Origin of the sequence: Burkholderia sp. BCC1638 (assembly GCF_902833195.1) — a bacterium.
GTDB lineage: Bacteria > Pseudomonadota > Gammaproteobacteria > Burkholderiales > Burkholderiaceae > Burkholderia > Burkholderia diffusa.
Genome location: NZ_CADFEC010000010.1, coordinates 201,862 through 225,998, shown reverse-complemented (window position 1 = coordinate 225,998; position 24,137 = coordinate 201,862). Strand labels below are relative to the sequence as shown.

The window sequence follows — 24,137 nt, the reverse complement described above, 5'->3', positions numbered from 1 at the left end:
AGAATGCCAGCCACGCCCCATACGCCTCATGCCGACACGCTGCCCGTCCCGCTCGCGGAGCGCGTGATCGCACTCGCCGACGAAGCGGCGACCGAGGCCTTCGGCACCCGCTTCGCGCACGCGCTCGACGCGGCACGCAGCGAACTCGCCCATGAACACGCGTTCGACGGGTTGCAGATCCAGCTGATCGGCGACCTCGGCGCGGGCAAAACGACCCTCGTGCGCGCGATCCTGCGCGGCCTCGGCCACCCGGGGCGCGTGCGCAGCCCGACCTACACGCTCGTCGAACCATACGCATTCGCACGCGACGATGGGGAACTTGAGGTCTATCACTTCGATCTGTATCGATTCAACGATCCGGCCGAATGGTCCGACGCCGGCTTTCGCGAATATTTCAATTCCAGCGCGATCTGCCTCGTCGAATGGCCGCAACAGGCGGGCACCCTGCTCGGCGTGCCCGATCTGGTTTTCTCGCTCGACGTGGATGGCGACGGCCGCGCCCTCACCGTCCGGGCGTTCAGCGCTTCAGGAAAGGCATGTCTCGAAAGATGTTGATCAAACCGTTCCGCTCGATCGAATCGGCGGCCACCGCGACGCACAACTGGCGGCGCCGTCAGATCCTGCGCGCGGGCGCGTCGACGCTGGTGCTCGGTCTCGCCGTGCCGCGGCTCGCGCACGCGTCGTCGGTGCTCGGCGTGCGCGTGTGGCCCGCGCGCGATTACACGCGCGTCACGATCGAATCCGACCAGCCGCTGCAGAATAGCCAACAGCTGTTGCAGGGTCCCGACCGGCTCGTCGTCGACCTGAACGGGCTCGATCTCGACCAGGCGCTGCGCGACCTCGTGTCGAAGATCGCGCCGAACGATCCGCAGATCCAGTCGGTGCGCGTCGGCCAGTATCAACCGCACGTCGTGCGGATGGTGTTCGACCTGAAAGGCTCGGTGAAGCCGCAGGTGTTCACGCTGCCGCCGGTCGGCACCTACAAGTACCGGCTCGTGTTCGACCTGTATCCGGCCGTCGCGCCCGATCCGCTGACCGACCTGATCGCGCAGACGGAGCGCAAGGAGCAGGCGCTCAACGACAGCGCGCGCGCGCAGCAGGTGCAGCCGCCGACCGCGCTCGCGGGCCCCGCCGCGCCGCCACCCGCCGCGGGCGACAACAGCGACGCATTCTTCCAGCGCTTCGCGCAGAACACGCCGACCACCCCGCGCACGCCGCCGGCCGCCGCGACACCTTCGGCGCCCGCGAAGCCGGCCGTCAAGCCGCCGCCCGTCATCGCACGCCGCGACGACAGCGAAGACGACGGCGACACCTACAAGTTCACCGCGCCGAAATCGGGCAAGGGCGGCACCGTGCGCCTGCTGACGGTCGCGATCGATCCGGGCCACGGCGGCGAGGATCCGGGCGCGATCGGCGGCGGCGGCACGTACGAGAAACACATCGCGCTCGACATCGCTAAGAAGCTGCGCGCGAAGATCGACGGCGCGCCGAACATGCGCGCGATGATGACGCGCGACGCGGATTTCTTCGTGCCGCTGAACGTGCGCGTGCAGAAGGCGCGCCGCGTCGGCGCCGACCTGTTCGTGTCGATCCACGCCGATGCATTCACGACACCGTCCGCGCGCGGCTCGTCGGTGTTCGCGCTGTCCGATCACGGTGCGTCGAGCGCCGCCGCACGCTGGCTCGCGAACAAGGAGAACTCGTCCGACCTGATCGGCGGCATCAACATCAAGACACAGGACGCGGCAGTCAGCCGCGCGCTGTTCGACATGTCGACGACCGCGCAGATCCGCGATTCGCTGCGCTACGGCAACTACGTGCTGAAGGAAGTCGGTGGCATCAACAAGCTGCACAAGGGCTCGGTCGAGCAGGCCGGGTTCGCGGTGCTGAAGGCACCCGACATTCCGTCGATCCTCGTCGAGACCGCGTTCATCAGCAACCCTGACGAAGAACGCCGGCTCAACGACGACAGCTATCGCGACGAGATGGCCGACGCGATCTTCCGCGGCATCAAGCGTTACTTCGCCGCGAATCCGCCGCTCGCGAAGAACCGGATGGCCTGACCGGCCGCCCTTCCCCGCCGCCGGCACGCGCTGCGTGCCGGCGCGTCACGACGCCGCGAAGCGGCGCACCAGCTTTCCACCGAACACGTTCACCGCGAGCCCGCCCATCACGAGCGCGGCGCCGATCAGTTGCGCGTCCGTCAGATGCTCGTCGAGCAGCAGCGCCGACGACGCCAGCCCGACGACCGGCACCAGCAGCGAGAACTGCGCGACCTGCGCGGCCGGATAGCGCGACATCAGGCGGCTCCACAGGCCGTAGCCGACGAGCGTCGCGACGAACGCGAGATAGACGACCGCGAAGATCGACGCGCCGTCGAGCCCGGCCAGCACGGCGCCGATCCGCTGCGGCCCCTCGAACCAGAGCGACAGCAGGAAGAACGGCACGGGCGGCACGAGGCTCGCCCACACGACGAGCGACACCAGATTGGCCTTGCCGACCTTCTTCGTGACGATATTGCCGAACGCCCACATCGCCGCCGAGCAGATGGTCAGCAGGAAGCCCGCGAGCGTCATCGCGCGGCCGCCCTGCGCCGCGATCACCACGAGCCCGCCCGCGGCGATCGCGAGCCCGATCAGGTTCTGCACGCGCAGCCGCTCGCCGAGGAACAGCATCGCGAACACGAGCGTGAAAAACGCCTGCGACTGCAGCACGAGCGACGCGAGGCCGGCCGGCATGCCGACGTACATGCCGGTGAACAGGAACGCGAACTGGCCGAGCTGGATCGTCGTGCCGTACAGGATCAGCATCCGCCACGGAATCTGCGGCCGGCGCACGAAGAACACCGCGGGCACCGCCGCGAGCGTGAAGCGCAGCGCGCCGAGCAGCATCGGCGGCATGCCGTGCAGGCCGACCTTGATCACGACGAAGTTCACGCCCCACGCCAGGATCACGACCAGCGCGAGCAGCAAGTCCTTCGGGGCCATCATCGGCGTCTCCTCAATTGTCGGATGGTTTCCTGAAGCCGCTCAGTCTACCCAATTTCGCCGTGCGGCCCGATACCCGCGCGGCGCGCATGGAATCGGCGACGGGCAACGACATGGCGGCCGCACGACGCGTGCCCGCACGTCCGCATCGCGGGGGAAAGCATTGCGCCCGCGCCCCGCCACGCACGTCGCCACCGCGCCGCCAGTACAATGACCGGCATTCCAGCCGTTGCCCACGAGGCCCGCCATGACCGATTCGATCAAAGCCCTGCTCAAGCCGCATGTTCGCGACATCGGCAACCTGCAGGTGCGCCGCACGCTGCCCGCGCTCGCCGCGCGCCTCGTCGGTCCGTTCATCTTCTTCGATCACATGGGGCCCGCAACGCTGCCGGCCGGTACCGGGCTCGACGTGCGCCCGCACCCGCACATCGGGCTCGCCACCGTCACTTATCTGTTCGACGGCGCGATCCTGCACCGCGACAGCCTCGGCTCGCTGCAGGAGATCGTGCCGGGCGACGTGAACTGGATGACGGCCGGTCGCGGCATCGTCCATTCGGAGCGCACGCCCGACGCTCAGCGCGCGAGCGGCCACACGGTGCACGGGATCCAAACCTGGGTCGCGCTGCCCGTCGCCCACGAGACCACCGAGCCGTCGTTCGAGCACCATGCGGCCGACACGCTGCCCAAGCGCGACGAGAACGGCGTGTCGCTGACGGTGATCGCCGGCGACGCGTTCGGCCTGCGCTCGCCCGTCACGACGTTCTCGCGCACGCTGTATGTGGCCGCCGAATTCGCGGCCGGCGGCCGCCTCGAACTCGACGCATCGCACGAGGAGCGCGCGGTCTACGTGGTCGACGGCGACCTCTCGATCGACGGCACGCCGGTGCCGGCCGAACAGATGGCCGTGCTCGCGCCCGGCGCCACCGTCACGCTCGCGAGCGGCGGCGGCGCACGCGCAATGCTGCTGGGCGGCGCGAAGATCGACGGCGAGCGCTTCATCGAATGGAACTTCGTCGCCAGCAGCCGCGACGCGATCGAGCGCGCGAAACAGGCGTGGACGAACCAGGAAATGGGCAAGGTGCCCGGCGAAACCGAGTGGATTCCGCTGCCCGAATCGAAGCCGCGTTGAAAAAGGGGCACGCTGCCCCCATCCTGACGACATTCGAACGGAAGAGAACGACATGGACACCACGCTTGCCACTTTCGAGAAAGACGTCATCGAGGCGTCGCTGGACACGCCCGTGCTGGTCGACTTCTGGGCGCAGTGGTGCGGGCCCTGCAAGACGCTCGGTCCGCTGCTCGAAAAGCTCGAAGCCGACTACGAAGGCCGCTGGAAGCTCGTGAAGGTGAACGTCGACGAGAACCAGGAACTCGCCGCGCACTTCCAGACGCGCAGCATCCCGCACGTGATCGCGTTCGCCGACGGGCGTCCCGTCGACCAGTTCATCGGCGTGCTGCCGGAAGGCCAGTTGCGCGCGTTCCTCGACCGGCTGCTGCCGGCGCCCGACGAAGCCGAGCGCCGCGCCGCGCAATACGCGATCGCCGAATCGCGCTACGACGATGCGCTGACCCACCTCGAAGCGGCGCTCGCGCTGAACCCCGGCTTCGACGACGCACGGCTCGACCTGATCGAATTGCTGCTCGCGAACAATCAGGTGGACGCCGCGCGCGCCGAGGCCGAGCGCCTGTCGCCGCAGACGATACAGAGCGGCGATCCGCGCTACCAGGCGATCAAGACCCGTTTCGATGCGCTCGACGCAACGGCCGACCTGCCGCCGACCGACGCGCTCGAAGCGCGCATCGCGGCGAATCCCGCCGATCTCGACGCACGCTTCGACCTCGCGCAGAGTCTGATCGCGCGACGCGCATACGAAGGTGCGCTCGAGCAGTTGCTGGAAATCGTGTTGCGCGACCGCGCGTATGGCGACGACCTCGGCCGCCGCACGATGATCTCGGTGTTCGAGCTGGCGGGCGATCGCCCCGAACTCGTCGCCGCATGGCGGCGCAAGCTGAGCATGGCGCTCAACTGACGAACGACCGGCCGGGCTGCGATGGTCTGGCCGAATCGCCTTGTCGCGGCACGGCAGGTCTGCCGCGCCGCGACATACTTCCGCGTGTCGATCTGCTCGCCGATCAGCCCGCGGCGCGCGCCGCGACTGCCCGCAGCGCATGCGCGGCGGCCGCGAAGCCGAAGCTCGCGGTCACGCATACGCTCGAACCGAACCCCGCGCAGTTGAGCCCCGCGACATGCGCGGCGGCGGACGGCTCCGCGCCGTCCTCGATGTCGCACGCGGCCGCTTCCGGATAGATCAGCGGCTCGTCCGAATACACGGCGCTCACCTTGAAACGCGCCTTCGGCCCGCGCGGAAAGCCGTGCTGCTTGCGCAACTGCGCGCGCACCTTCGAAAGCAGCGGATCCTGGATCGTCAGCGCGAGATCGTCGATGCGGATACGCGTCGGGTCAAGCTGCCCGCCCGCGCCGCCGACCGTGACGAGCGGCTGCCCTTTTGCGACGCACCACGCGATCAGCGCGACCTTCGTGCGCACGCTGTCGATCGCGTCGACCACGTAGTCGAAGCCGCCGCCGAGCAGCGCGTCGAAGTTGTCGGGTTCCGCGAAATCCTCGATCCGGTTCACACGGCACGCGGGATCGATCAGCGCGATCCGCTCGGCCATCGCGTCGACCTTCGGCTTGCCGTAATTGCCGTCGAGCGCGTGGATCTGCCGGTTCGTATTGCTTTCCGCGACGTTGTCGAGGTCGATCAGCGTCAGCGTGCCGATCGCGCTGCGCGCGAGCGCCTCGGCCGTCCACGACCCGACGCCGCCGATGCCGATCACGGCGACGTGCGCGCGTTCGAACGCGGCGAGCGCGGGGGCACCGTACAAGCGCGCGATGCCGCCGAAGCGGCGCTCGCGATCCACGTCAAGCTGGATTGTCGGGCTCGGGGTAAGATCAGAGGAACTGTGCGGGGCAGTGTCGGCAGCGGACATGGCAGCAAGGAAAACGTAAGTCGTGCAGCCCTCTATTTTGCCTGAACTCCCCGCCGACACGCGTCCCTGTGCACGCACGATTCTCGCGCGTTCGCTATACTGGCCCCAGATTGAAGCGTTTGCATAACATGACGACTCTCGCCGATCTCCGCATCAATTATTCGCGTGCTTCGCTCGACGAAGCCGATGCCGCCCCCAACCCCTTCGCCCAGTTCGATCGCTGGTTCAAGGAGGCGCTCGCCGCCAAGCTCCCCGAGCCCAACACGATGACGCTCGCCACCGTCGGCGACGACGGCCGGCCGTCGGCCCGAATCGTGCTCATCAAGGGTGTCGACGAACGCGGGTTCGTCTTCTTTACCAATTACGAAAGCCGCAAGGGCCGCGATCTCGCCGCCAATCCGCATGCGGCGCTGCTGTTCTACTGGATCGAGCTCGAGCGCCAGGTGCGCATCGAAGGCCGGATCGAGAAAACCAGCGCCGACGAAAGCGACCGCTATTTCGCGTCGCGCCCGCTCGGCTCGCGCATCGGCGCGTGGGCGTCCGAGCAGAGTGCCGTGATCGACAGCCGCGCGACGCTCGAAGCGCGCGAAAAGGCGGTGACCGAACGCTACGGCGAGAACCCGCCGCGCCCGCCGCACTGGGGCGGTTACCGCGTCGTGCCCGACGCGATCGAATTCTGGCAGGGCCGCCCGTCGCGGCTGCACGACCGCCTGCTCTATACGCGCGACGCCGCGGCAGGGTCGGGCTGGACGATCTCGCGCCTGTCGCCGTAAGCGCGGCTGCCGCAGTGCCGGCGCGCGCCGGCCGTGTCTCGTGTTGCATCCGGGCACCCGCGTCGCAAGGCGTGGGCGCCGGTCAAGATACTTGGCTGTATTCGATTCAACGAACAAACGGAGAATCCAAATGTTCTGGGAAAAGAAGCTGGCACAGTGGGCGGACGAAGTACGGGCGAAAGCGAACATACCGGCGCGACTCGTGCTGTGGAACGGCGATCAACTCGATTTCGGCACCTTCAGCGCGCCGCAGGTCACGCTGAAGGTCAACAGCGCGTCGGCGTTGCCGCTGCTGCTCGAACCGAGCCTCGACAATCTCGGCGAGGCGTACGTGAAGGGCAAGATCGACATTGAGGGCAGGCTGTCGGACATCATCAACATCAGCTACTCGCTCGCGCGCAGCACGGTCACCAGCGCAAGCAAGCTCGCGCGCGTGAAGCGCTACTTCAATCACACGAAAAACACCGACAGGAAGGCGATCCAGTATCACTACGACGTCTCGAACGCGTTCTACCAGCTGTGGCTGGACGAAAACATGGTGTACTCGTGCGCGTACTTCGAGAACGGCGACGAGGATCTCTCGACCGCTCAGATCAAGAAGATCGACCACATCCTGACCAAGATCCAGCTCGAGCCCGGCCAGCGCCTGCTCGACATCGGCTGCGGCTGGGGCGCGCTCGTGCTGCGCGCCGCGCAGAAGTTCGGCGCGACGTGCCTGGGCGTGACGCTGTCGCAGAACCAGTTCGATCTCGCGACCGCGCGCGTGAAAGCCGCCGGGCTCGAGGACAAGATCGAGATCCGCCTGCAGGACTACCGCGAGATCGAGGGACAGTTCGACCGCATCACGAGCGTCGGGATGTTCGAGCACGTCGGCCGCAAGAACCTGCCGCTCTATTTCTCGCGCGTGCACGATCTGCTCACCGACGACGGCATCGCGATGAACCACGGAATCACGTCGACTGACGCGGAAAGCGGCGAAACGGCGCTCGGCGGCGGCGAATTCATCGACCGCTACGTGTTCCCGGACGGCGAGCTGCCGCACATCAGCCTCGCGCTCGAAGCGGCGCAGCGCGGCGGGCTCGAGGCGATTGACGTCGAAAGCCTGCGGCGGCACTATGCGCGCACGCTCGAAATCTGGACCGAGAATTTCGAGGCGAAGGCGGAAGAGGCGCGCACGCTCGTTGACGACGAAAAATTCCGCATCTGGCGCGTGTATCTCGCCGGTTGCGCGTATGCGTTCGAGCACGACGACGTGTCGATCTTCCAGATCGTGTGCCGCAAGGCCGGACGCAGCGCGAAAACGCTGCCGTGGTCGCGCCGCTACATGTACGAACACACGCTGCCGCGCTAGGCGGCACTTCACGCTGGGCATGCATGGGTGACGGCAGGACGCGGCGCGGCACGCCGACGCAACGACAGCAGCGCGACGAACCGGACGAGTCGCACGCCGACGGGCAGTTCGACCTGTTCGGCGCGTCGCCCGACGACGCGCGCGCGTCCGCGCCCGCGGACGACGACAACCCCGCAGGCGCCGGCGATCGCGCGACGCCTGACGAACACGACACCGCGCGACCGGCAAAGTCGCCCGCACGCGCCGGCCGTGCATCGCCCCGCCTTCCCGCCGACCAGGAACCGGAACCACCGCCCGCCTCCGGCATGCTTTGGGACGAACCACCGCCGGCCACGCCGCCGAAGAAGGCCCGGCGTCGGCGCGGCGTGCCGCCCGCACCGGTTTCCGCGGAAGTCACCGCCGCCGCGGCCGCGCTGCCGCCGAACGTGCGGCTCGGCACGTCGTCGTGGTATTTCCCCGGCTGGGACGGCATCGTCTACGACGGCGATTTCGCGCAGACGAAGCTGTCTCGCGAGGGGCTCGAGGCGTACGGCGCACATCCGCTGCTGAAGAGCGTGAGCCTCGACCGGTCGTTCTACGGGCCGCTGTCGGTGGCCGACTACCTGCGCTACGCGCAACAGGTGCCGGACGACTTCCGCTTCGTCGTGAAGGCGCCGGCGTCCGTCACCGATGCGGTCGTGCGCGGCCGGCGCGGCGAGCCGTCGGGCCCGAACCCGACCTTTCTCGACGCGCAGCTCGCCACTCGCGAATTCGTGCAGCCGTGCCTCGAAGGGCTCGGCAGGAAGGCCGGCGTGCTGGTGTTCCAGTTTTCTCCGATGCCCGATCAACTGCTCGCCGAGCCGGCCACGCTGATCGACCGGCTGTCGGCATTCTTCGCGGCGCTGCCGACGCTGCCGCCGGACGCCGACGGCACGCGCTACGCGATCGAGATCCGCGACGCGAGCCTGCTCACGCCGCGCTTCATCCGCGCGCTCGCGGCGCTCGGCGTGCGCTACTGCGTCGGCCTGCATGCGCGGATGCCCGACCCGCTGCGCCAGGCAGCCGCGCTCGCGCTGCTCGACGGCGACGCGCCGGGCCCGCTGATCGTGCGCTGGAGCCTGCATGGCGGCTTCAGGTACGAACAGGCCAAAGCGAAATACGAGCCGTTCGACAAGCTCGTCGACGAGGATCCCGCCACGCGCTCGGCGCTCGCCGAGCTGGCCGCGCGCTACGCGCTGGCCGGACAGCCCGTGATCATCACGATCAACAACAAGGCGGAAGGCTCCGCGCCGCTGTCGTGCCTCGCGCTCGCGCGCGAGATCGCCGCCGCGTGCGCGCACTGGCGCAGCGAGGCGGCGTAAGCATCGCGGGCGCGGGCGCCGTTTGCGCGCCGGCGAACCGCGCCGGAAAATCGATTACGCGCCGCGCAGCGACTTCAGCCGGTGCGAGAACTTCTGGCGGAATTTCGCGAGCTTCGGCCCGATCACGACCGAGCAGTAGCCCTGCCCCGGATTGCGCGCGTAATAGTTCTGGTGATAGTCCTCGGCCGGCCAGTAGTTGTCGTCGAGCGGCACGACCTGCGTGACGATCGGCTGCCCGAACACCTGCTCGCGCTCCAGTTCGCGGATCACGTCGAGCGCGACGTCGCGCTGCGCGTCCGAATGCGTGAACACGACCGAACGGTATTGCGTGCCGACGTCGTTGCCTTGGCGGTTCAGCTGGGTCGGATCGTGCGTCGCGAAGAAGATCTCGAGGATCTCGCGATAACCGATGCGCGCCGGATCGAACGTCACGTTCACGACCTCCGCGTGACCGGTATCGCCGTCGCATACGTCGCGATAGCCGGGATTGCGCGTATGGCCGCCTGCATAGCCCGACTGGACGGCCGTCACGCCGTCGACGTCGAGAAACACGGCTTCCGTGCACCAGAAGCACCCGCCGCCAACAGTCGCGGTTTCAAGCATCTCGTTCACCATGAAATCATTACCTCGTTGATGACGACGGTCGGCACGCGGGCGCGCGCCGGTGTCGCCGGTCCTTATCTCCGCTGCCCGGCTGCGGCCCGGTTGCCCGATGCGCAGCGGCAGCGTTCAAGTATCTCACTCGTGCGCGAATCCGGCAGAACCGCAAGCGTGCCGCGCACCACCGGGCGCGCGTTTCTCGTCTACACTTAGGCACGCTTCGCCGTGACGGCACACCGTCCGGCTGCGCACAGCGTCCGATGCATGCCCGTCCTGATGCCAACATCATCCGCCGGAACATCGATATGCACGCCTCAGCAGAATTCGCCCGCATCGCGGGCCCGACCGCCGGCGCTTTCACCGCGCCCGCTCCCTCGCGCCGCCGTGCGCCCGTTGCGCTGCGTGCGCGGCGATCCGGCGCACAACGTTTCCCTCCTTTCCCGACCTGATGCACCGCGCCGCACGTCCTCCAATCGCGCGAGGCCGCCAGTGCGTTCCCGTCACGCAACCCGTTCGACCCGCACGTTCGCAGCGAACGTCCGTGCGCCCGTGATCCGATACGACCGAAAGAGGCACTACGATGAGCATGCGGCCTGACCCGACATTTCACGCTTCGCCGGAGCTTGCGATGCAGGCGCCGGCGGAGGAATTTGCCTATACGTTGTTGCTGAGCCCCGATTTTTCCAGACCCGACGCGCTCGCCGTGATCGACGTGAAACCCGGCTCGGCGACCTACGGCAAGATCGTGCACACGGTGACGATGCCGAACACCGGCGACGAATTCCACCACTTCGGCTGGAATGCGTGTTCGTCGTCGCTGTCGCCACTGACCGGCCACGCGTTCCTCGAGCGCCGCTTCCTGATCATCCCGGGCCTGCGTTCGTCGCGGATCTACGTGATCGACACGAAGCCGCACCCGACGCAGGCGCGCATCCACAAGATCATCGAGCCCGAGGAGGTGCTCGCGAAGACCGGCTATTCGCGGCCGCATACGGTTCATTGCGGCCCCGAAGGCATTTACGTGAGCACGCTCGGCGGTGCGGGCAAGGACGGCACCGACGGCACGCCCGGCATCTTCATCATGGATTGCGAGACGTTCGACGTGCTCGGCCGCTGGGAGATCGACCGTGGCCCGCAGGACAAGCATTACGACTTCTGGTGGAACCTGCCGCGCGACTACATGGTGTCGAGCGAATGGGCGCTGCCGCCGCAATTCGAGAACGGCATCGTACCGGAAGACCTGCTCGCGAACCGCTACGGCCACCGGCTGCATTTCTGGGACCTGCGCGCGCGGCGCAACGTGCAGACGATCGATCTCGGCGCGCATCACCAGATGGCGCTCGAGGTGCGGCCCGCGCACGATCCGGTACGCGAATACGGTTTCGTCGGCGTCGTGGTCGACACGACCACTCTCGAAGGATCGATCTGGACCTGGTGGCGCGAGGACGGCCAGTTTCATGTGAAGAAGACCGCGACGATTCCGCCCGAACCGGCCGCGGCAGACGAACTGCCGCCGCTGCTCAAGGGTTTCGGCGCGGTGCCGCCGCTCGTGACCGACATCGACCTGTCGCTCGACGACCGCTTCCTGTACGTGTCGTGCTGGGGCACCGGCGAGATGCGCCAGTACGACGTGTCGGATCCGCATCACCCGGTGCTCGCGGGGTCGGTGCGTATCGGCGGGATCGTGCGCCGCGCGCCGCACACGAACGGCCGCGCGTTCGCCGGCGGCCCGCAGATGGTGGAAATCAGCCGCGACGGCCGCCGCGTGTACTGGACCAACTCGCTCTACTCGACGTGGGACGACCAGTTTTATCCGGACGGCGTGCCGGCCGCGCAGGTGCTCGCGCATGCGGGGCCGGACGGCGGGCTGACGCTCGCCGACGATTATTGGGTCGAGTTCCCCGACGGCTATCGCGCGCACCAGATCCGGCTCGAAGGCGGCGACTGCTCGACCGACTCGTTCTGCTATCCGTCGGTCAAGCGTTGAGCGCAGGCCTCTCCGCGCCGCTCGCGCTGTGGGCGGCCGTGCTCGCGAGCGGTGTCTATCACGGGCTCAATCCCGCGATGGGCTGGCCGCTCGCGGTGTCGAACGCGCTGATGACGCGCCGCGACGGCGCGCTCGTCGCCGCGCTCGGCTATCTCGCGCTCGGCCACGCGCTCGCGGTATTCATGGTGATGCTGCCGTTCGGGCTGCTTGCCGCGCTGCTTGCGTGGCAGTCGGCGATCCGGATCGGCGCGAGCGCGCTCGTGATCGGCTTCGGCGTGGTGCTGCTGATCCGGCGGCGGCATCCGCGTGCGCTCGCGCGGATTCCGCCCGCGCGGCTCGGCCTGTGGTCGTTTGCGGTTGCGCTCGCGCACGGTGCGGGGCTGATGCTGGTGCCGATTTACCTCGGGCTCTGCGGGCTCGACCGGGACGCCGGCCATCGCGCGGCGGCCACGCTCGTCGATGCGCATCTCGGGATGGCGCTTGTCGTCGCGGCCGTGCACGCGGCCGCGATGATCGGCGCAGGCGGCGTGCTCGCGTGGCTCGTGTACCGCTATCTCGGGCTGAAGTTCGTCGCGCGGAGCTGGTTCAATCTCGATGCGGTGTGGGCGTCCAGCCTGATCCTGACGGGTGCGCTGTCGCTCGGGCTGGCGGCGACGGCCTAGCGCCCGGCTCGGGGAGCGGCCTCGTGTGACGCGCAACGAAAAGCGCGAGAACGACCATTCCAGCATGGCGCCGGCGCCGCGCGACAGTGTTCGCTACCTCACGCTCGCCCCGCGATGCGCCGTCCGCACGGGTCCGGCGGTCGCGATTCCGCTAAAATCGGGCCATGCGCACCACTTCCCAACCGACCGCCCTGGCCTTGTCGCCTTTCGTCCGCCGCGCCCGTTGCATCCGCCGCGCGCCGCGCCCGTCCGTTTCGTTCCGGATGGCCGCCCGATGAACCACGCCACCCCGCCGGATTTCGACTCGGCCGCCTTTCGCCAGGCGCTCGGGCAGTTCGCGACCGGCGTCACGGTCATCACGACGCGTGCCCCGTCCGGGCAGCTGATCGGCATCACCGCAAGCTCGTTCAACTCGGTATCGCTCGACCCGCCGCTCGTGCTGTGGAGCCTCGCGCACAAATCGGCGTCGACCCCAGTGTTCCGCAACAACAGCCATTACGTGGTGAACGTGCTCGCGGCGTCGCAGCTCGACCTGTGCAAGCGCTTCTCGACCTACAAGGGCGACCGCTTCGAAGGGATCGCGCACGCGGCCGGCAACTCGGGCATGCCGGTGCTCGACGGCGCGCTCGCGTGGTTCGAATGCCACAACCGCAGCCGCTACGACGAAGGCGACCACGTGATCTTCGTCGGCGAAGTGGAACGCTGCGGCGTGCGGGCCGCGTCGGATGCCGTGGCGCCGCTCGTGTTCCACGGCGGCGGCTTCCACGGCCTCACACCGCTTTGATCGCCCCCATGCGCGCCAGCCCGACCGGCGCGCCCGCTTCGTCCTTCAGCGTCTGCAGCACGATGTTCGAACGGATGTCCATCACGCCCGGCGCCTTGTAGAGCCGGTTCAGCACGAAATCCGAGTAGTGCTTGAGGTTGTGCGCGAGCACCCGCAGCAGATAGTGGCTCTCGCCCGTCACGACGAACGCGCCGACCACCTCCGGCCATTCGCGCAGCGCTTCCGCGAAGCGCTCGTGCCATTGATTCTCTTCATTGCGCATCGACACCTGCACGAACGCTTCGAGCTCGAAGCCGAGCTTCTCGCGGCTCAGGCACGCGCGATAGTGCTCGATCACGCCCTGCTCCTCGAGCAGGCGCATCCGGCGCAGACAGGCGGACGGCGAAAGCGAGATCCGTTCCGCCAGGTCGAGATTGCTGATTCTGCCCTCCTCCTGCAGTACCGCCAGAATCCGGCAGTCGGTGGCATCGAGCGTGATCGCGTGCATTTTTGGTCCCCGTTTTCCCTCTGAGTCGAATTATCTGCCAATCGGGCGGATTGTCCATGTTTATTTCGCAAGCACTTTCTGCGAGCGTCCACCTATCATTCGAAGCATCGATTCACCGCTTCGTCATGCCATGGACACACTCTGGGACATCTCGCCGCCCGTCAGCCCCGCCACCCCCGTGTGGCCGGGCGACACGCCGGTTTCGGTCGAACGCGTCTGGCGGATGGAGGCCGGCTCGCCGGTCAACGTCGCGCGTCTGACGCTGTCGCCGCACACGGGCGCGCACTGCGACGCGCCGCTCCACTACGACGCCGACGGCGCACCGATCGGCGCGGTGCCGCTCGACACCTATCTCGGCCCGTGCCGCGTGATCCACTGCATCGGCGCGTCGCCGGTCGTGTGCCCGGCCGACATCGACGCCGCGCTGGACGGCGTGCCGCCGCGCGTGCTGCTGCGCACCTATGCGCGCGCCAGTGTCGAGCAATGGGACAGCGGCTTCTGCGCGGTCGCGCCCGAAACCGTCGACCTGCTCGCCGCGCGCGGCGTGAAGCTGATCGGCATCGACACGCCGTCGCTCGACCCGCAGGAGTCGAAGACCATGGATGCGCATCACCGCGTGCGCGCGCACCGGATGGCGATCCTCGAAGGGATCGTGCTCGACGACGTGCCGCCCGGCGACTACGAACTGATCGCGCTGCCGCTGAAGTTCGCGACGCTCGACGCGAGCCCCGTGCGTGCGGTGCTGCGCGCGCTGCCCGGCCGATCCTCCTGATTCACCGAACCACTGACCCGAGAACCACTGACCCGACATCATGATCAAGACCCGTGAAGACGCGCTCGCCCTCGACCGCGACGACCCGCTCGCCCCGCTGCGCGACCAGTTCGCGCTGCCCGACGGCGTGATCTATCTCGACGGCAACTCGCTCGGCGCGCAGCCGCGCGCGTCGGCCGCCCGCGCGCAACAGGTGATCGGCGCCGAATGGGGCGAAGGCCTGATCCGCAGCTGGAACACCGCCGGCTGGTTCGCGTTGCCGCGCCGCCTCGGCGACAAGCTCGCGACGCTGATCGGCGGTGCCCCCGGCGAGACCGTCGTGACCGACACCATCTCGATCAACCTGTTCAAGCTGCTGTCGGCGATGCTGCGCCATCAGGCCGAGCGCGCGCCGGAACGCCGCGTGATCGTGTCGGAGCGCTCGAACTTCCCGACCGACCTGTACATCGCGCAAGGGCTGATCGAACAGCTCGGCGGCGGCTATGAACTGCGCCTGATCGACGATCCGGCGGACCTGCCCGACGCGCTCGGCGCGGACACGGCCGTCGCGATGATCACCCACGTGAACTACCGCACCGGCTACATGCACGACATGCCGGCCGTCACGCAGCTCGTGCACGACGCGGGCGCGCTGATGCTGTGGGATCTCGCACATTCGGCCGGCGCGGTGCCGGTCGACCTGAACGGTGCGCGTGCGGACGGCGCGGTCGGTTGCACGTACAAGTATCTGAACGGCGGCCCCGGTTCGCCGGCGTTCGTGTGGGTGCCGCACCGTCATCACGCGCACTTCTCGCAGCCGCTGTCGGGCTGGTGGGGCCATCGCGCGCCGTTCGCGATGCAGCCGGACTTCGCGCCCGATCCGGGCATCGCGCGCTTCCTCTGCGGCACGCAGCCGATGGTGTCGATGTCGATGGTCGAATGCGGGCTCGACGTGTTCCTGCAGACCGACATGCACGCGATCCGCCGCAAGTCGCTCGCGCTGACCGATGCGTTCATCGCGCTCGTCGAGGCACGCTGCGCGGGCCTGTCGCTGAAGCTCGTCACGCCGCGCGCGCATCACCAGCGCGGCTCGCAGGCGAGCTTCGAGCATCCGCACGGCTACGAGGTGATGCAGGCGCTGATCGCGCGCGGCGTGATCGGCGACTACCGCGAGCCGTATGTGCTGCGCTTCGGCTTCACGCCGCTCTATACGCGCTTCGTCGACGTGTGGGATGCCGTCGAGACGCTGCGCGACATCCTGGCCACCGATGCGTGGAAGGCACCCGAGTTCGCCGAGCGCGGCGCGGTGACCTGACCGGCTTTTTGCCCGGCGCGCGCCGCGATGACATGCGGATTGCGCGCCGCGCCCCCGTCATTCAATTCTGGAGAGAGTCGTGAATTCTGGTCATATGCAGCCACCCGGCGACGATGCGCCGGCGGGCTGCCCGTTCTCGGGCGCACGCGCGACCCAACCGGCACACGAAGCACCGCACGTGCCGGGCGATGCCTCGGGCGAAGCCGGCTGGCACAACGCGCAGCTCGATTTCTCGAAGTCGATGAGCTACGGCGACTACCTGTCGCTGAATTCGATCCTCGACGCGCAGCATCCGCTGTCGCCCGATCACAACGAGATGCTGTTCATCATCCAGCATCAGACGAGCGAGCTGTGGATGAAGCTCGCGCTGTTCGAATTGCGCGGCGCGCTCGACGCGGTGCGCGGCGACGCGCTGCCGCCCGCGTTCAAGATGCTCGCGCGCGTGTCGCGCATTCTCGAGCAGCTCGTGCAGGCGTGGAGCGTGCTGTCGACGATGACGCCGTCCGAGTATTCGGCGATGCGGCCGTACCTCGGCCAGTCGTCGGGCTTCCAGTCGTATCAGTACCGGCAGCTCGAATTCCTGCTCGGCAACAAGAACGTGCAGATGCTGCAGCCGCATGCGCATCGGCCCGACATCCTCGAACAGGTGCGCGCGACGCTCGAGGCGCCGTCGTTCTATGACGAGGTCGTGCGCCTGCTCGCGCGGCGCGGTTTCCCGATCGCACCCGAGCGGCTCGAGCGCGACTGGACGCAGCCGATGCGGCACGACGAAACCGTCGAAGCCGCGTGGCTCGAGGTCTACCGTCACCCGCAGCAGCACTGGGAGCTCTACGAGATGGCCGAGGAGCTCGTCGATCTCGAGGACGCGTTCCGCCAGTGGCGCTTCCGTCACGTGACGACCGTCGAGCGCATCATCGGCTTCAAGCAGGGCACCGGCGGCACGAGCGGCGCGCCGTATCTGCGCAAGATGCTCGACGTCGTGCTGTTCCCCGAGCTTTGGCACGTGCGCACCACGCTGTAACGCGCTCGTGTGTCATGCGCCCGTGTGTCACGACGACGTGCGGGCCATTTTGTCCGGCGCACGCGCGCCGACACCGACGAGACTCCGACGTGCCGCTGGCGAGCGCATAGCCATTTCGTTGCGGCACCGCACAATCGTTCGACCGCAGACGTGCTGGCTTCCATACGCGCCGGCTCGCCCTTTTCGACATCGCGTCGAGACGCGTTCGGTCACACGCCGAAGCGTCTCGCCGTGGCACGCACGTCTGCCGCGTTCCGCCACCACCACCATGGGATCCTGCCGGGGCCGCCCGGCAAGCTGCTCGACGAACGCGTCGCGCTCACGCGCGAAGGTCGCTGACACCGCCCCCCTTCGCGCCCCGCATTCGCGCCGCCATGCGCGCCCGCCGCGCGCGCCGCCGCAGCGCACCATCGAAATGCCGTGTCCCCGCCTTGACTTTCGCTCGCCCGAATACGATCATTCGCTCACACAAAGAGCAAATGATCGTATTCGACAGGAAAGACTGGCACGAACAGGAGACACCGGATGAGCGAATCGTCCTCCGCCCGCGCGCCCGTGCTGCTGCACATCGGCGCGGGCTCGTTCCACCGCGCGCACCAGGCGTGGTATCTGCATCGCGTGAACGCGGCCGTGCCGGCCGACGAACGCTGGTCGCTGACCGTCGGCAACATCCGCGACGACATGCGCGCGACGATGGACGCGCTCGCCGCGCAGCACGGCGCGTACACGCTCGAAACCGTCACGCCGCAGGGCGAGCGCGCATACGAGACGGTCCGCGCGATCGCGCGCGTGCTGCCGTGGTCGATCGACCTCGCCGCGCTGATCGACGCCGGCGCCGACCCGGCCTGCCGGATCGTGTCGTTCACCGTGACCGAAGGCGGCTACTACCTCGACGAACACAACCGGCTCGACCTCGCGAACGCCGATCTCGCGGCCGACCTGCAGGGCGCGCGCACGACGCTGTACGGCGCGCTCGCGGCGCTGCTCGCCGAGCGCGTGAAGCGCGGCGCGGGCCCGCTCACGCTGCAGAGCTGCGACAACCTGCGCAACAACGGCGCGCGCTTTCGCGCGGGCATGCGCGAATTTCTCGAACGGCGCGGCGAGGACGGCCTGCTCGCGTGGTTCGACGCAAACGTCGCGACGCCGAGCGCGATGGTCGACCGCATCACGCCGCGCCCGACGGCCGACGTGCGCGAACGCGTGCACGCGGCCACCGGCGTCGACGACGCATGCCCGGTGATGGGCGAATCGTTCATCCAGTGGGTGATCGAGGACCGCTTCGCGGCCGGCCGGCCGCGCTGGGAGCTGGCCGGCGCGGAGCTGGTCGACGACGTGCACCCGTACGAGGAAGCGAAGATCCGCATCCTCAACGCGACGCACAGCTGCATCGCGTGGGCCGGCACGCTCGCGGGCTACACGTACATCCACGAGGGCACGCACGACGCGGCGATCCGCCGGTTCGCGCACGACTACGTGACGCAGGACGTGATCCCGTGTCTCAGCCCGAGCCCGCTCGATCTCGAACGCTACCGCGACGTCGTGCTCGAACGCTTCGGCAACCCGTACGTGCTCGACACGAACCAGCGCGTCGCGGCCGACGGCTTCTCGAAGATTCCCGGCTTCATCGCGCCGACGCTCGCCGAATCGCTCACACGCGGCGCGGCGCCAGTCGCCACCGCCGTGTTGCCGGCGCTGTTCCTGCGCTTTCTCGAACGCTGGGCGCGCGGCTTGCTACCGTATGCGTACCAGGACGGCGTGATGGACGACGGCGCCGCGCGCGCGATCGTCGAAGCCGACGACCCGGTCGTCGCGCTGTGCGCGAGCCGCGCGCTGTGGGGCTCGCTCGCCGGCAACGCGGCGCTGTTCGACGCGCTGCGCGCCGGGCTCGCACGCGTCGACGCATGGCTCGCGCAGCGCTGACGCGCGACGGCCGACAGCCTCGCAACCGGCCGCCGCGAGCGGCCGCGCATCCGGGCGAACCTGCGTTGGCAGGTGCGCATGCGTGCGGCTAAAGTAGCGGCTCCTCACTGACGGAACGGATCGCTCATGTATCTCGGCATCGACCTCGGCACCTCGGAAGTGAAGGTGCTGCTGCTTGCCCCGGACGGCACGGTGGTCGGCACCGCGGGCACGCCGTTCAGCGTGTCGCGGCCGCACCCGCGCTGGGCGGAACAGCATCCGGACGACTGGTGGCGCGGCACGCTCGCCGCGCTCGCGGCGCTGCGCGAGCGGCATCCGCACGCATTCGCGCAGGTGCGCGGGATCGGCCTGTCGGGCCAGATGCACGGCGCGGTGCTGCTCGGCCGCGACGACCGCGTGCTGCGCCCCGCGATCCTGTGGAACGACATGCGCAGCGCCGACGAATGCGCGCTGCTCACCGAACGCGCCCCCGATCTGCACGCGATCGCCGGCAACCTGGCGATGCCCGGCTTCACCGCGCCGAAACTGCTGTGGGTCGCGAAGCACGAGCCCGACGTGTTCGCGGCGACCGCGTGCGTGCTGATGCCGAAGGACTACCTGCGTTTCCGTCTCACCGGCGCGAAGGTGTCCGACCCGTCCGACGCGGCCGGCACGCTGTGGCTCGACGTCGCGCGCCGCGACTGGTCCGACGCGCTGCTCGCCGCGTGCGACATGACGCGGGCGCAGATGCCGCGCATCGTCGAAGGCAACGCGCCGTCCGGCACGCTGCGCGCGGATCTCGCGCGCGAGCTCGGGCTGTCGGAGGCCGTCGTGGTGGCGGGCGGCGGCGGCGACAACGCGACCAGCGCGCTCGGCATCGGCGCGATCCACGCGGGCGACGGCTTCGTGTCGCTCGGCACGTCGGGCGTGCTGAGCGTGGTCGGCGACCGCTTCATGCCGAACTCCGCATCGGCCGTGCATGCGTTCTGCCACGCGATTCCCGATCGCTGGCAACTGATGAGCGTCGTGCTGTCGGCCGCGAGCTGCCTGCGCTGGGTCTGCAAGCTGACGGGCACGGACGAGCCGGCGCTGCTCGCCGAAATCGAGGCGCTCGACGCGGACGCGCTCGCGACGGCGCCGCTGTTCCTGCCGTACCTGTCCGGCGAACGCACGCCGCACAACGACCCTTATGCGCAGGGCGTGTTCTTCGGGATGACGCATGCGACCGAACGCGCGCACCTCGGCTACGCGGTGCTCGAAGGCGTGACGCTCGGCCTCGCGGACGGCCTCGACGCGCTGCATGCGGCCGGCGTCGAAACCGACCGCCTGTCGCTGATCGGCGGCGGCGCGCGCAGCGCGTTCTGGGCGCAGCTGATTGCCGACGCGCTGAACGTGCGCACGTGCCAGCACGGCGGCGGCGAAACCGGTGCGGCGCTCGGCGCCGCGCGCCTGGGCTGGCTCGCCGTCGGCGGCGATCCGCATGCCGTGCTGACCAAGCCGCCGGTGCGCGCCGAATATGCGCCGGACGCCGGCCGTCATGCGCTGCTGCGCGAACGCCTCGACGCATTCCGCGCGCTGTATCGCCACGTGCGCCCGCTCTACGAACCGTCGCGCGCGCGGCTCGCGTAAGCGGCGACGCGCAGCGGCCGGCGGCCGCGCATCCGGCATGCGTTACAGTGGATGCCGTTGCGCCGCCCGACGGCCGACCCAGATCCGAACCGAACCGCTATCGTGTCCAAGTCCTCAGAAAAACTCGATCTCGCCACGCGCGCCGCGTGGCTCTACTACGTCGCGGGCGACACGCAGAACGAAATCGCCGAGAAGCTGCAGGTGTCGCGCCCGGTCGCGCAGCGCCTCGTCGCGTTCGCGGTCGAGAAGAACCTGATCCGCGTGCGCGTCGATCATCAGCTCGCCGATTGTCTCGACCTCGGCGCGCAGCTGTCGAAGCGCTACGGGCTCGCGATGTGCGAAGTCGTGCCCGTCGACGCCGACGCGCCCGAAGCGATCGACCGCAAGCTCGCGGTCGCCGGCGCGCAGGTGATGGAGCGCTATCTGAACGAGACGCGGCCGATGGTGATCGCCGTCAGCAGCGGCCGGACGCTGAAGGCCGCGGTCGCGCAGATCGCGCAGATCGAGCGGCCGCAGCACCGGCTCGTGTCGATGGTCGGCGCGATCGCGGCCGACGGCTCGTCGAACCGCTACGACGTCGCGCAGTACATCTCCGAGAAAACCGGCGGCAAGCACTTCCTGCTGCCCGCGCCGCTGTTCGCCGACAGCGACGCCGAGCGCGCGCAATGGTGCAATCACCGGCTGTACCGGATCGTCGACGCGCTGTCGGCGCAGGCCGATGTCGCGTTCGTCGGGATCGGCAACATCGGCCCGCACTGCCCGCTCTACGAGGACGGCTTCATCACCGAACAGGAACGCGACGAGATGACCGCGCTCGGCGCGGTGGCCGAACTGCTCGGCGTGCCGATCGATGCGCAGGGCAAGCTGGTCGACGTGTCGACCAGCGCGCGCGTGACGAGCGTCGCGCTCGACGCGCCGCCGAAGCGCCCGACGATCGCGTTCGCGGGCGGCCCGAAGAAGCGCGACGCCGTGATCGCCGCGCTGCGCGGCGGCTGGCTGTCGGGGCTCGTCACCGACGAGACCTGCGCGCGCGCGGCGCTCGAGGCGAAGGCGGCCTGACGCCGCCCAACGCTCACGCGGCCGCGCGCGGCGCCGGAAACGCGTGCCGGCGCGCGCGCCACGCACCGATCCACGCCGCCGCCAGCAGCGCGACGAGCACCCACGGAATCGCCCCCGCACCCGTCGCGCCGAGCAGCATCCCGCCCGCGATGCCGCCGCCCGCGATCGCCAGATTCCACACCGTCACGAGCATCGACTGCGCGACATCGGCCGCGTCGCCCGCCGCGTTCGCGGCAGCCGTCTGGAACAGCGTCGGCGCGCCGCCGAACGCGAGCCCCCAGAGCGCGACGCCCGCATACACGATCGTCATGCCGGATCCTGCGCCGAGCATCGCCGCCGCAAGCGCGAACAGCGCGATGCTCGCGAGCGTCAGCCGCCGCTGCGCGGCGCCGATCCATGCGCCCGTCAGCGCAATGCCGACCAGCGACGCGACGCCGAACACGAACAGCACCGCATCGACCTGCGCGCCCATCCGCACGCCCGCGAGGAACGGCGCGACGTACGTGTACAGCATGTTATGCGCAAGCACGTACGCGAACATCACGACCAGCACCGGCCGCACGCCGGGCAGCGCGAACACGCGGCGCACCGGCGCGCGCGCGCCGGCCTGCTGCCCCGGAAAGTCGGGCACGCGCAGCCGGATCCAGCCGATCAGCGCGAGCGCCGCGACCGTGATGCCCGCGAACGCGACGCGCCAGCCGAACATCGCGCCGAGCGCGGTGCCGGCCGGAATGCCGATCGACATCGCGACCGGCGCGCCGAGCATCGCGACCGCGATCGCACGGCCGCGCAACGAAGCGTCGACCATCCGGCTCGCGTAGCCCGCCAGCAGCGCCCACAGCAGCCCGGCCGACATGCCCGCGACGAAGCGCGCGGCGAGCGTGAGCGCGTAGTACGGCGACGCGGCCGTCAGCGCGTTCGACACGACGAACCCGGCGAGCGCCGCGAGCAGCAGCCGGCGTCTGCGCATCGCGCGCGTCGCGGCGACGAGCGGAATCGCCGCGACGATCGAGCCGAGCGCGTAGACGGTCACGAGCTGGCCGATCAGCGCCTCGGTCACGCGCAGGTCGACGCTCATCAACGGGAGGAGGCCGGCCGGCAACGCTTCGGTGAGGATCGTGATGAACCCGGCGGTCGCGAGCGCCAGCAGGTTCGCGACCGGCAAGCCTTCGCGCGCCGGCACGGACAATCCGGACGCCGGGTCGGCGATGCGGTCGGACACGCGATCGGAAACGGCTACGCACTCGCTCATGTCGCGCTCCGTTCGTCGACGCCGTACACCGCATCGCGCACGTCGGCGACGAAACGCCCGTGCATCCCTTCGTACAACGTATTGGTCAGCGCGACGACCGTCAGCCCGGCCGCGCGATCGACGAACCACGCGTGCCCGTACGCACCGCCCCAGCGCCACGTGCCGACCGACTCCGGCGACTGCGCGGCCGCCGGATCGCGCAGCACCGAAAAACCCAGCCCGAAGCCGAATCCCGGCGCGTCCGGCAGGTCGTGCGCGCCCGGCTGCACACGCGCCATCTCGTCGATCCAGCGGCGCGCGAGCCAGCCGTCGCGGCCGGTGCGCAACGTCTCGAGCAGCGTCAGGCAGTCGCGCGCGGTGCCGACCATCCCCGCCCCGCCCGACGGCCACGCTGCCGCGTCGAACGCGCGCGCCGGCGCGAAGCGGATGCCGACCGTGCCGTCGTACACCGGCGCGAGATCGTCGTCGGCCATCCGCCGCGGCGCGCCCGGCGTGCTCACGTACGGCGTCGCGAAGCGCGCCGCATCGCGTGAGAAGAACGCGGTGTCCGTCATCCCGAGCGGCGTCGTGACGAGCGCGGCCACGGCGTCGGCGAGCGGCCTGCCGTCGACCGCCTCGATCAGCGCGCCGACCACGTCGGTCGCGAGCGAGTAATCCCACGACGTGCCGGGCGCGAACCGCAGCGGCACGCCCGCGATGCGCCGCACGTTCTCCGCGAGCGACAGGTCCGCGCGGTCCATCCCGTCGGACACGCCGGCACGCGCATACGGGCCGTCGGCGTCGGCTTCGAGGAAGCGATAGCCGAGCCCGGCCGTATGCGACAGCAGATGACGCAACGTGATGTCGGCCGGCGTGCCGTCGGCCAGCGTCGGCCGGAACGCGGGTAGCCAGCGCGCGACCGGCTCGTCGAGTTCGATGCGTGCCGCCGCGACCAGCCGCATCGCGGCGGCCGTCACGATCGGCTTCGATACCGACGCGAGCCGGAACAGCGTGTCCTCCCGCATCGGCGTGCCGGCCTCGCGATCGGCGAGACCGGCCGCGCGCGCGTAGCGAAGCTCGCCGTCGCGGGCGACCAGCACGACCGCGCCGACCACGCGCGCGTCGGCCAGTGCGCGGTCGAGCGCGGCATCGAGGTGCTCGGGCAGCGCGGCGTCCGGTTCGGCGCGGCGAGCGGAGACAGGCAGGGATGACATGGCGTGACCTCGAAGAGAGAAGGAACGCCCATCGTAGGGAACCGGCGCAGGAAGAA

At 69.3% G+C, this 24,137-nt stretch carries 22 protein-coding genes; 16 read left to right on the top strand and 6 right to left on the bottom strand.

What is annotated here, in order from left to right; translation table 11 throughout:
- Window positions 1–3: 3 nt before the first annotated feature.
- On the top strand, window positions 4–555 hold the full coding sequence (tsaE, locus tag HWX22_RS14980; RefSeq protein WP_175911224.1) for a tRNA (adenosine(37)-N6)-threonylcarbamoyltransferase complex ATPase subunit type 1 TsaE: 552 nt from the start codon (window positions 4–6) through the stop codon (window positions 553–555).
- Window positions 537–2,063, top strand: a complete 1,527-nt coding sequence (locus tag HWX22_RS14975) for an N-acetylmuramoyl-L-alanine amidase (protein WP_175911225.1) — start codon at window positions 537–539, stop codon at window positions 2,061–2,063. Before tsaE ends, HWX22_RS14975 begins: the two co-directional genes overlap by 19 nt.
- A gap of 45 nt (window positions 2,064–2,108) precedes the next feature.
- On the opposite strand, the gene HWX22_RS14970 is transcribed toward HWX22_RS14975, so the two are convergent.
- The gene (locus HWX22_RS14970) at window positions 2,109–2,987 is read right to left on the bottom strand and encodes an EamA family transporter (protein ID WP_175915922.1); all 879 of its coding nucleotides are present in this window, start codon (window positions 2,985–2,987) and stop codon (window positions 2,109–2,111) included.
- A gap of 247 nt (window positions 2,988–3,234) precedes the next feature.
- On the opposite strand from HWX22_RS14970, the gene HWX22_RS14965 reads away from it, so the two are divergent.
- Window positions 3,235–4,116, top strand: a complete 882-nt coding sequence (locus HWX22_RS14965) for a pirin family protein (protein WP_059690580.1) — start codon at window positions 3,235–3,237, stop codon at window positions 4,114–4,116.
- Between the two features lie 52 nt (window positions 4,117–4,168).
- Window positions 4,169–5,017, top strand: coding sequence for a thioredoxin (gene trxA, locus HWX22_RS14960; RefSeq protein WP_059820316.1), 849 nt, complete (start codon window positions 4,169–4,171; stop codon window positions 5,015–5,017).
- 103 nt (window positions 5,018–5,120) lie between these two features.
- Here the strand turns inward: trxA and tcdA are convergent, their stop codons facing one another.
- On the bottom strand, window positions 5,121–5,978 hold the full coding sequence (gene tcdA / locus HWX22_RS14955) for a tRNA cyclic N6-threonylcarbamoyladenosine(37) synthase TcdA (RefSeq protein ID WP_059527837.1): 858 nt from the start codon (window positions 5,976–5,978) through the stop codon (window positions 5,121–5,123).
- Window positions 5,979–6,106: 128 nt separating this feature from the next.
- Here tcdA and pdxH point away from each other — a divergent pair, with 128 nt between their 5' ends.
- The 3 genes from pdxH (at window position 6,107) to HWX22_RS14940 (ending at window position 9,442) form a co-directional block, all read left to right on the top strand.
- Window positions 6,107–6,751 carry a pyridoxamine 5'-phosphate oxidase gene (gene pdxH / locus HWX22_RS14950; protein WP_059527840.1) on the top strand — a complete coding sequence of 215 codons (645 nt, stop codon included), beginning with the start codon at window positions 6,107–6,109 and terminating at the stop codon, window positions 6,749–6,751.
- A gap of 130 nt (window positions 6,752–6,881) precedes the next feature.
- A complete protein-coding gene (locus tag HWX22_RS14945) occupies window positions 6,882–8,102 on the top strand; it encodes a cyclopropane-fatty-acyl-phospholipid synthase family protein (protein WP_059527843.1) in 1,221 nt (406 codons plus the stop codon).
- Between the two features lie 23 nt (window positions 8,103–8,125).
- Entirely contained in the window at window positions 8,126–9,442 is a 1,317-nt protein-coding gene (locus HWX22_RS14940) for a DUF72 domain-containing protein (protein ID WP_175915910.1), read from the top strand.
- Window positions 9,443–9,496: 54 nt separating this feature from the next.
- Here HWX22_RS14940 and msrA read toward each other — a convergent pair whose 3' ends face one another.
- Window positions 9,497–10,057, bottom strand: a complete 561-nt coding sequence (gene msrA / locus HWX22_RS14935; RefSeq protein ID WP_059527848.1) for a peptide-methionine (S)-S-oxide reductase MsrA — start codon at window positions 10,055–10,057, stop codon at window positions 9,497–9,499.
- Between the two features lie 565 nt (window positions 10,058–10,622).
- Between msrA and HWX22_RS14930 the strand changes: the two genes are divergently transcribed.
- The 3 genes from HWX22_RS14930 to HWX22_RS14920 all read left to right on the top strand — a co-directional run bounded on the left by HWX22_RS14930 (window position 10,623) and on the right by HWX22_RS14920 (window position 13,475).
- The gene (locus HWX22_RS14930) at window positions 10,623–12,029 is read left to right on the top strand and encodes a selenium-binding family protein (RefSeq protein ID WP_175915909.1); all 1,407 of its coding nucleotides are present in this window, start codon (window positions 10,623–10,625) and stop codon (window positions 12,027–12,029) included.
- Window positions 12,026–12,691: a hypothetical protein gene (locus HWX22_RS14925; protein WP_059690586.1), complete on the top strand. Its 666-nt coding sequence runs from the start codon at window positions 12,026–12,028 to the stop codon at window positions 12,689–12,691. Before HWX22_RS14930 ends, HWX22_RS14925 begins: the two co-directional genes overlap by 4 nt.
- A gap of 274 nt (window positions 12,692–12,965) precedes the next feature.
- Window positions 12,966–13,475, top strand: a complete 510-nt coding sequence (locus HWX22_RS14920) for a flavin reductase family protein (protein ID WP_175915908.1) — start codon at window positions 12,966–12,968, stop codon at window positions 13,473–13,475.
- On the opposite strand, the gene HWX22_RS14915 is transcribed toward HWX22_RS14920, so the two are convergent.
- Window positions 13,462–13,962 carry an Lrp/AsnC family transcriptional regulator gene (locus HWX22_RS14915; RefSeq protein ID WP_044844460.1) on the bottom strand — a complete coding sequence of 167 codons (501 nt, stop codon included), beginning with the start codon at window positions 13,960–13,962 and terminating at the stop codon, window positions 13,462–13,464. The two genes, HWX22_RS14920 and HWX22_RS14915, sit on opposite strands and share 14 nt — an antisense overlap.
- 130 nt (window positions 13,963–14,092) lie before the next feature.
- Here HWX22_RS14915 and kynB point away from each other — a divergent pair, with 130 nt between their 5' ends.
- The 6 genes from kynB to HWX22_RS14880 all read left to right on the top strand — a co-directional run bounded on the left by kynB (window position 14,093) and on the right by HWX22_RS14880 (window position 21,636).
- Entirely contained in the window at window positions 14,093–14,734 is a 642-nt protein-coding gene (gene kynB / locus HWX22_RS14910) for an arylformamidase (protein ID WP_175915907.1), read from the top strand.
- 43 nt (window positions 14,735–14,777) lie between these two features.
- Entirely contained in the window at window positions 14,778–16,028 is a 1,251-nt protein-coding gene (gene kynU / locus HWX22_RS14905) for a kynureninase (protein WP_156437256.1), read from the top strand.
- Window positions 16,029–16,122: 94 nt separating this feature from the next.
- A complete protein-coding gene (gene kynA, locus HWX22_RS14900) occupies window positions 16,123–17,049 on the top strand; it encodes a tryptophan 2,3-dioxygenase (protein WP_175911290.1) in 927 nt (308 codons plus the stop codon).
- 525 nt (window positions 17,050–17,574) lie between these two features.
- Window positions 17,575–18,969, top strand: coding sequence for a D-arabinitol 4-dehydrogenase (gene dalD, locus HWX22_RS14890; protein ID WP_175915906.1), 1,395 nt, complete (start codon window positions 17,575–17,577; stop codon window positions 18,967–18,969).
- Between the two features lie 126 nt (window positions 18,970–19,095).
- Complete coding sequence (gene xylB, locus HWX22_RS14885) at window positions 19,096–20,577, top strand: xylulokinase (protein ID WP_175915905.1); 1,482 nt, start codon at window positions 19,096–19,098, stop codon at window positions 20,575–20,577.
- A gap of 51 nt (window positions 20,578–20,628) precedes the next feature.
- Window positions 20,629–21,636 carry a sugar-binding transcriptional regulator gene (locus HWX22_RS14880; protein WP_175911239.1) on the top strand — a complete coding sequence of 336 codons (1,008 nt, stop codon included), beginning with the start codon at window positions 20,629–20,631 and terminating at the stop codon, window positions 21,634–21,636.
- 13 nt (window positions 21,637–21,649) lie between these two features.
- On the opposite strand, the gene HWX22_RS14875 is transcribed toward HWX22_RS14880, so the two are convergent.
- Together HWX22_RS14875 and HWX22_RS14870 are read right to left on the bottom strand one after the other, a co-directional pair.
- Window positions 21,650–22,888, bottom strand: a complete 1,239-nt coding sequence (locus HWX22_RS14875) for an MFS transporter (RefSeq protein WP_175915904.1) — start codon at window positions 22,886–22,888, stop codon at window positions 21,650–21,652.
- Entirely contained in the window at window positions 22,885–24,081 is a 1,197-nt protein-coding gene (locus HWX22_RS14870; RefSeq protein WP_175915903.1) for a serine hydrolase domain-containing protein, read from the bottom strand. Before HWX22_RS14870 ends, HWX22_RS14875 begins: the two co-directional genes overlap by 4 nt.
- Window positions 24,082–24,137 lie beyond the last annotated feature (56 nt).

What these genes read in the sequence shown, in the direction of transcription:
- tsaE (WP_175911224.1), top strand. Translation starts at nt 4, where the DNA reads ATGCCAGCCACGCCCCATACGCCTCATGCCGACACGCTGCCCGTCCCG.
- HWX22_RS14975 (WP_175911225.1), top strand. Translation starts at nt 537, where the DNA reads ATGTCTCGAAAGATGTTGATCAAACCGTTCCGCTCGATCGAATCGGCG.
- HWX22_RS14970 (WP_175915922.1), bottom strand. Translation starts at nt 2,987, where the DNA reads ATGGCCCCGAAGGACTTGCTGCTCGCGCTGGTCGTGATCCTGGCGTGG.
- HWX22_RS14965 (WP_059690580.1), top strand. Translation starts at nt 3,235, where the DNA reads ATGACCGATTCGATCAAAGCCCTGCTCAAGCCGCATGTTCGCGACATC.
- trxA (WP_059820316.1), top strand. Translation starts at nt 4,169, where the DNA reads ATGGACACCACGCTTGCCACTTTCGAGAAAGACGTCATCGAGGCGTCG.
- tcdA (WP_059527837.1), bottom strand. Translation starts at nt 5,978, where the DNA reads ATGTCCGCTGCCGACACTGCCCCGCACAGTTCCTCTGATCTTACCCCG.
- pdxH (WP_059527840.1), top strand. Translation starts at nt 6,107, where the DNA reads ATGACGACTCTCGCCGATCTCCGCATCAATTATTCGCGTGCTTCGCTC.
- HWX22_RS14945 (WP_059527843.1), top strand. Translation starts at nt 6,882, where the DNA reads ATGTTCTGGGAAAAGAAGCTGGCACAGTGGGCGGACGAAGTACGGGCG.
- HWX22_RS14940 (WP_175915910.1), top strand. Translation starts at nt 8,126, where the DNA reads ATGGGTGACGGCAGGACGCGGCGCGGCACGCCGACGCAACGACAGCAG.
- msrA (WP_059527848.1), bottom strand. Translation starts at nt 10,057, where the DNA reads ATGGTGAACGAGATGCTTGAAACCGCGACTGTTGGCGGCGGGTGCTTC.
- HWX22_RS14930 (WP_175915909.1), top strand. Translation starts at nt 10,623, where the DNA reads ATGAGCATGCGGCCTGACCCGACATTTCACGCTTCGCCGGAGCTTGCG.
- HWX22_RS14920 (WP_175915908.1), top strand. Translation starts at nt 12,966, where the DNA reads ATGAACCACGCCACCCCGCCGGATTTCGACTCGGCCGCCTTTCGCCAG.
- HWX22_RS14915 (WP_044844460.1), bottom strand. Translation starts at nt 13,962, where the DNA reads ATGCACGCGATCACGCTCGATGCCACCGACTGCCGGATTCTGGCGGTA.
- kynB (WP_175915907.1), top strand. Translation starts at nt 14,093, where the DNA reads ATGGACACACTCTGGGACATCTCGCCGCCCGTCAGCCCCGCCACCCCC.
- kynA (WP_175911290.1), top strand. Translation starts at nt 16,123, where the DNA reads ATGCAGCCACCCGGCGACGATGCGCCGGCGGGCTGCCCGTTCTCGGGC.
- dalD (WP_175915906.1), top strand. Translation starts at nt 17,575, where the DNA reads ATGAGCGAATCGTCCTCCGCCCGCGCGCCCGTGCTGCTGCACATCGGC.
- xylB (WP_175915905.1), top strand. Translation starts at nt 19,096, where the DNA reads ATGTATCTCGGCATCGACCTCGGCACCTCGGAAGTGAAGGTGCTGCTG.
- HWX22_RS14880 (WP_175911239.1), top strand. Translation starts at nt 20,629, where the DNA reads ATGCCGTTGCGCCGCCCGACGGCCGACCCAGATCCGAACCGAACCGCT.
- HWX22_RS14875 (WP_175915904.1), bottom strand. Translation starts at nt 22,888, where the DNA reads ATGAGCGAGTGCGTAGCCGTTTCCGATCGCGTGTCCGACCGCATCGCC.
- HWX22_RS14870 (WP_175915903.1), bottom strand. Translation starts at nt 24,081, where the DNA reads ATGTCATCCCTGCCTGTCTCCGCTCGCCGCGCCGAACCGGACGCCGCG.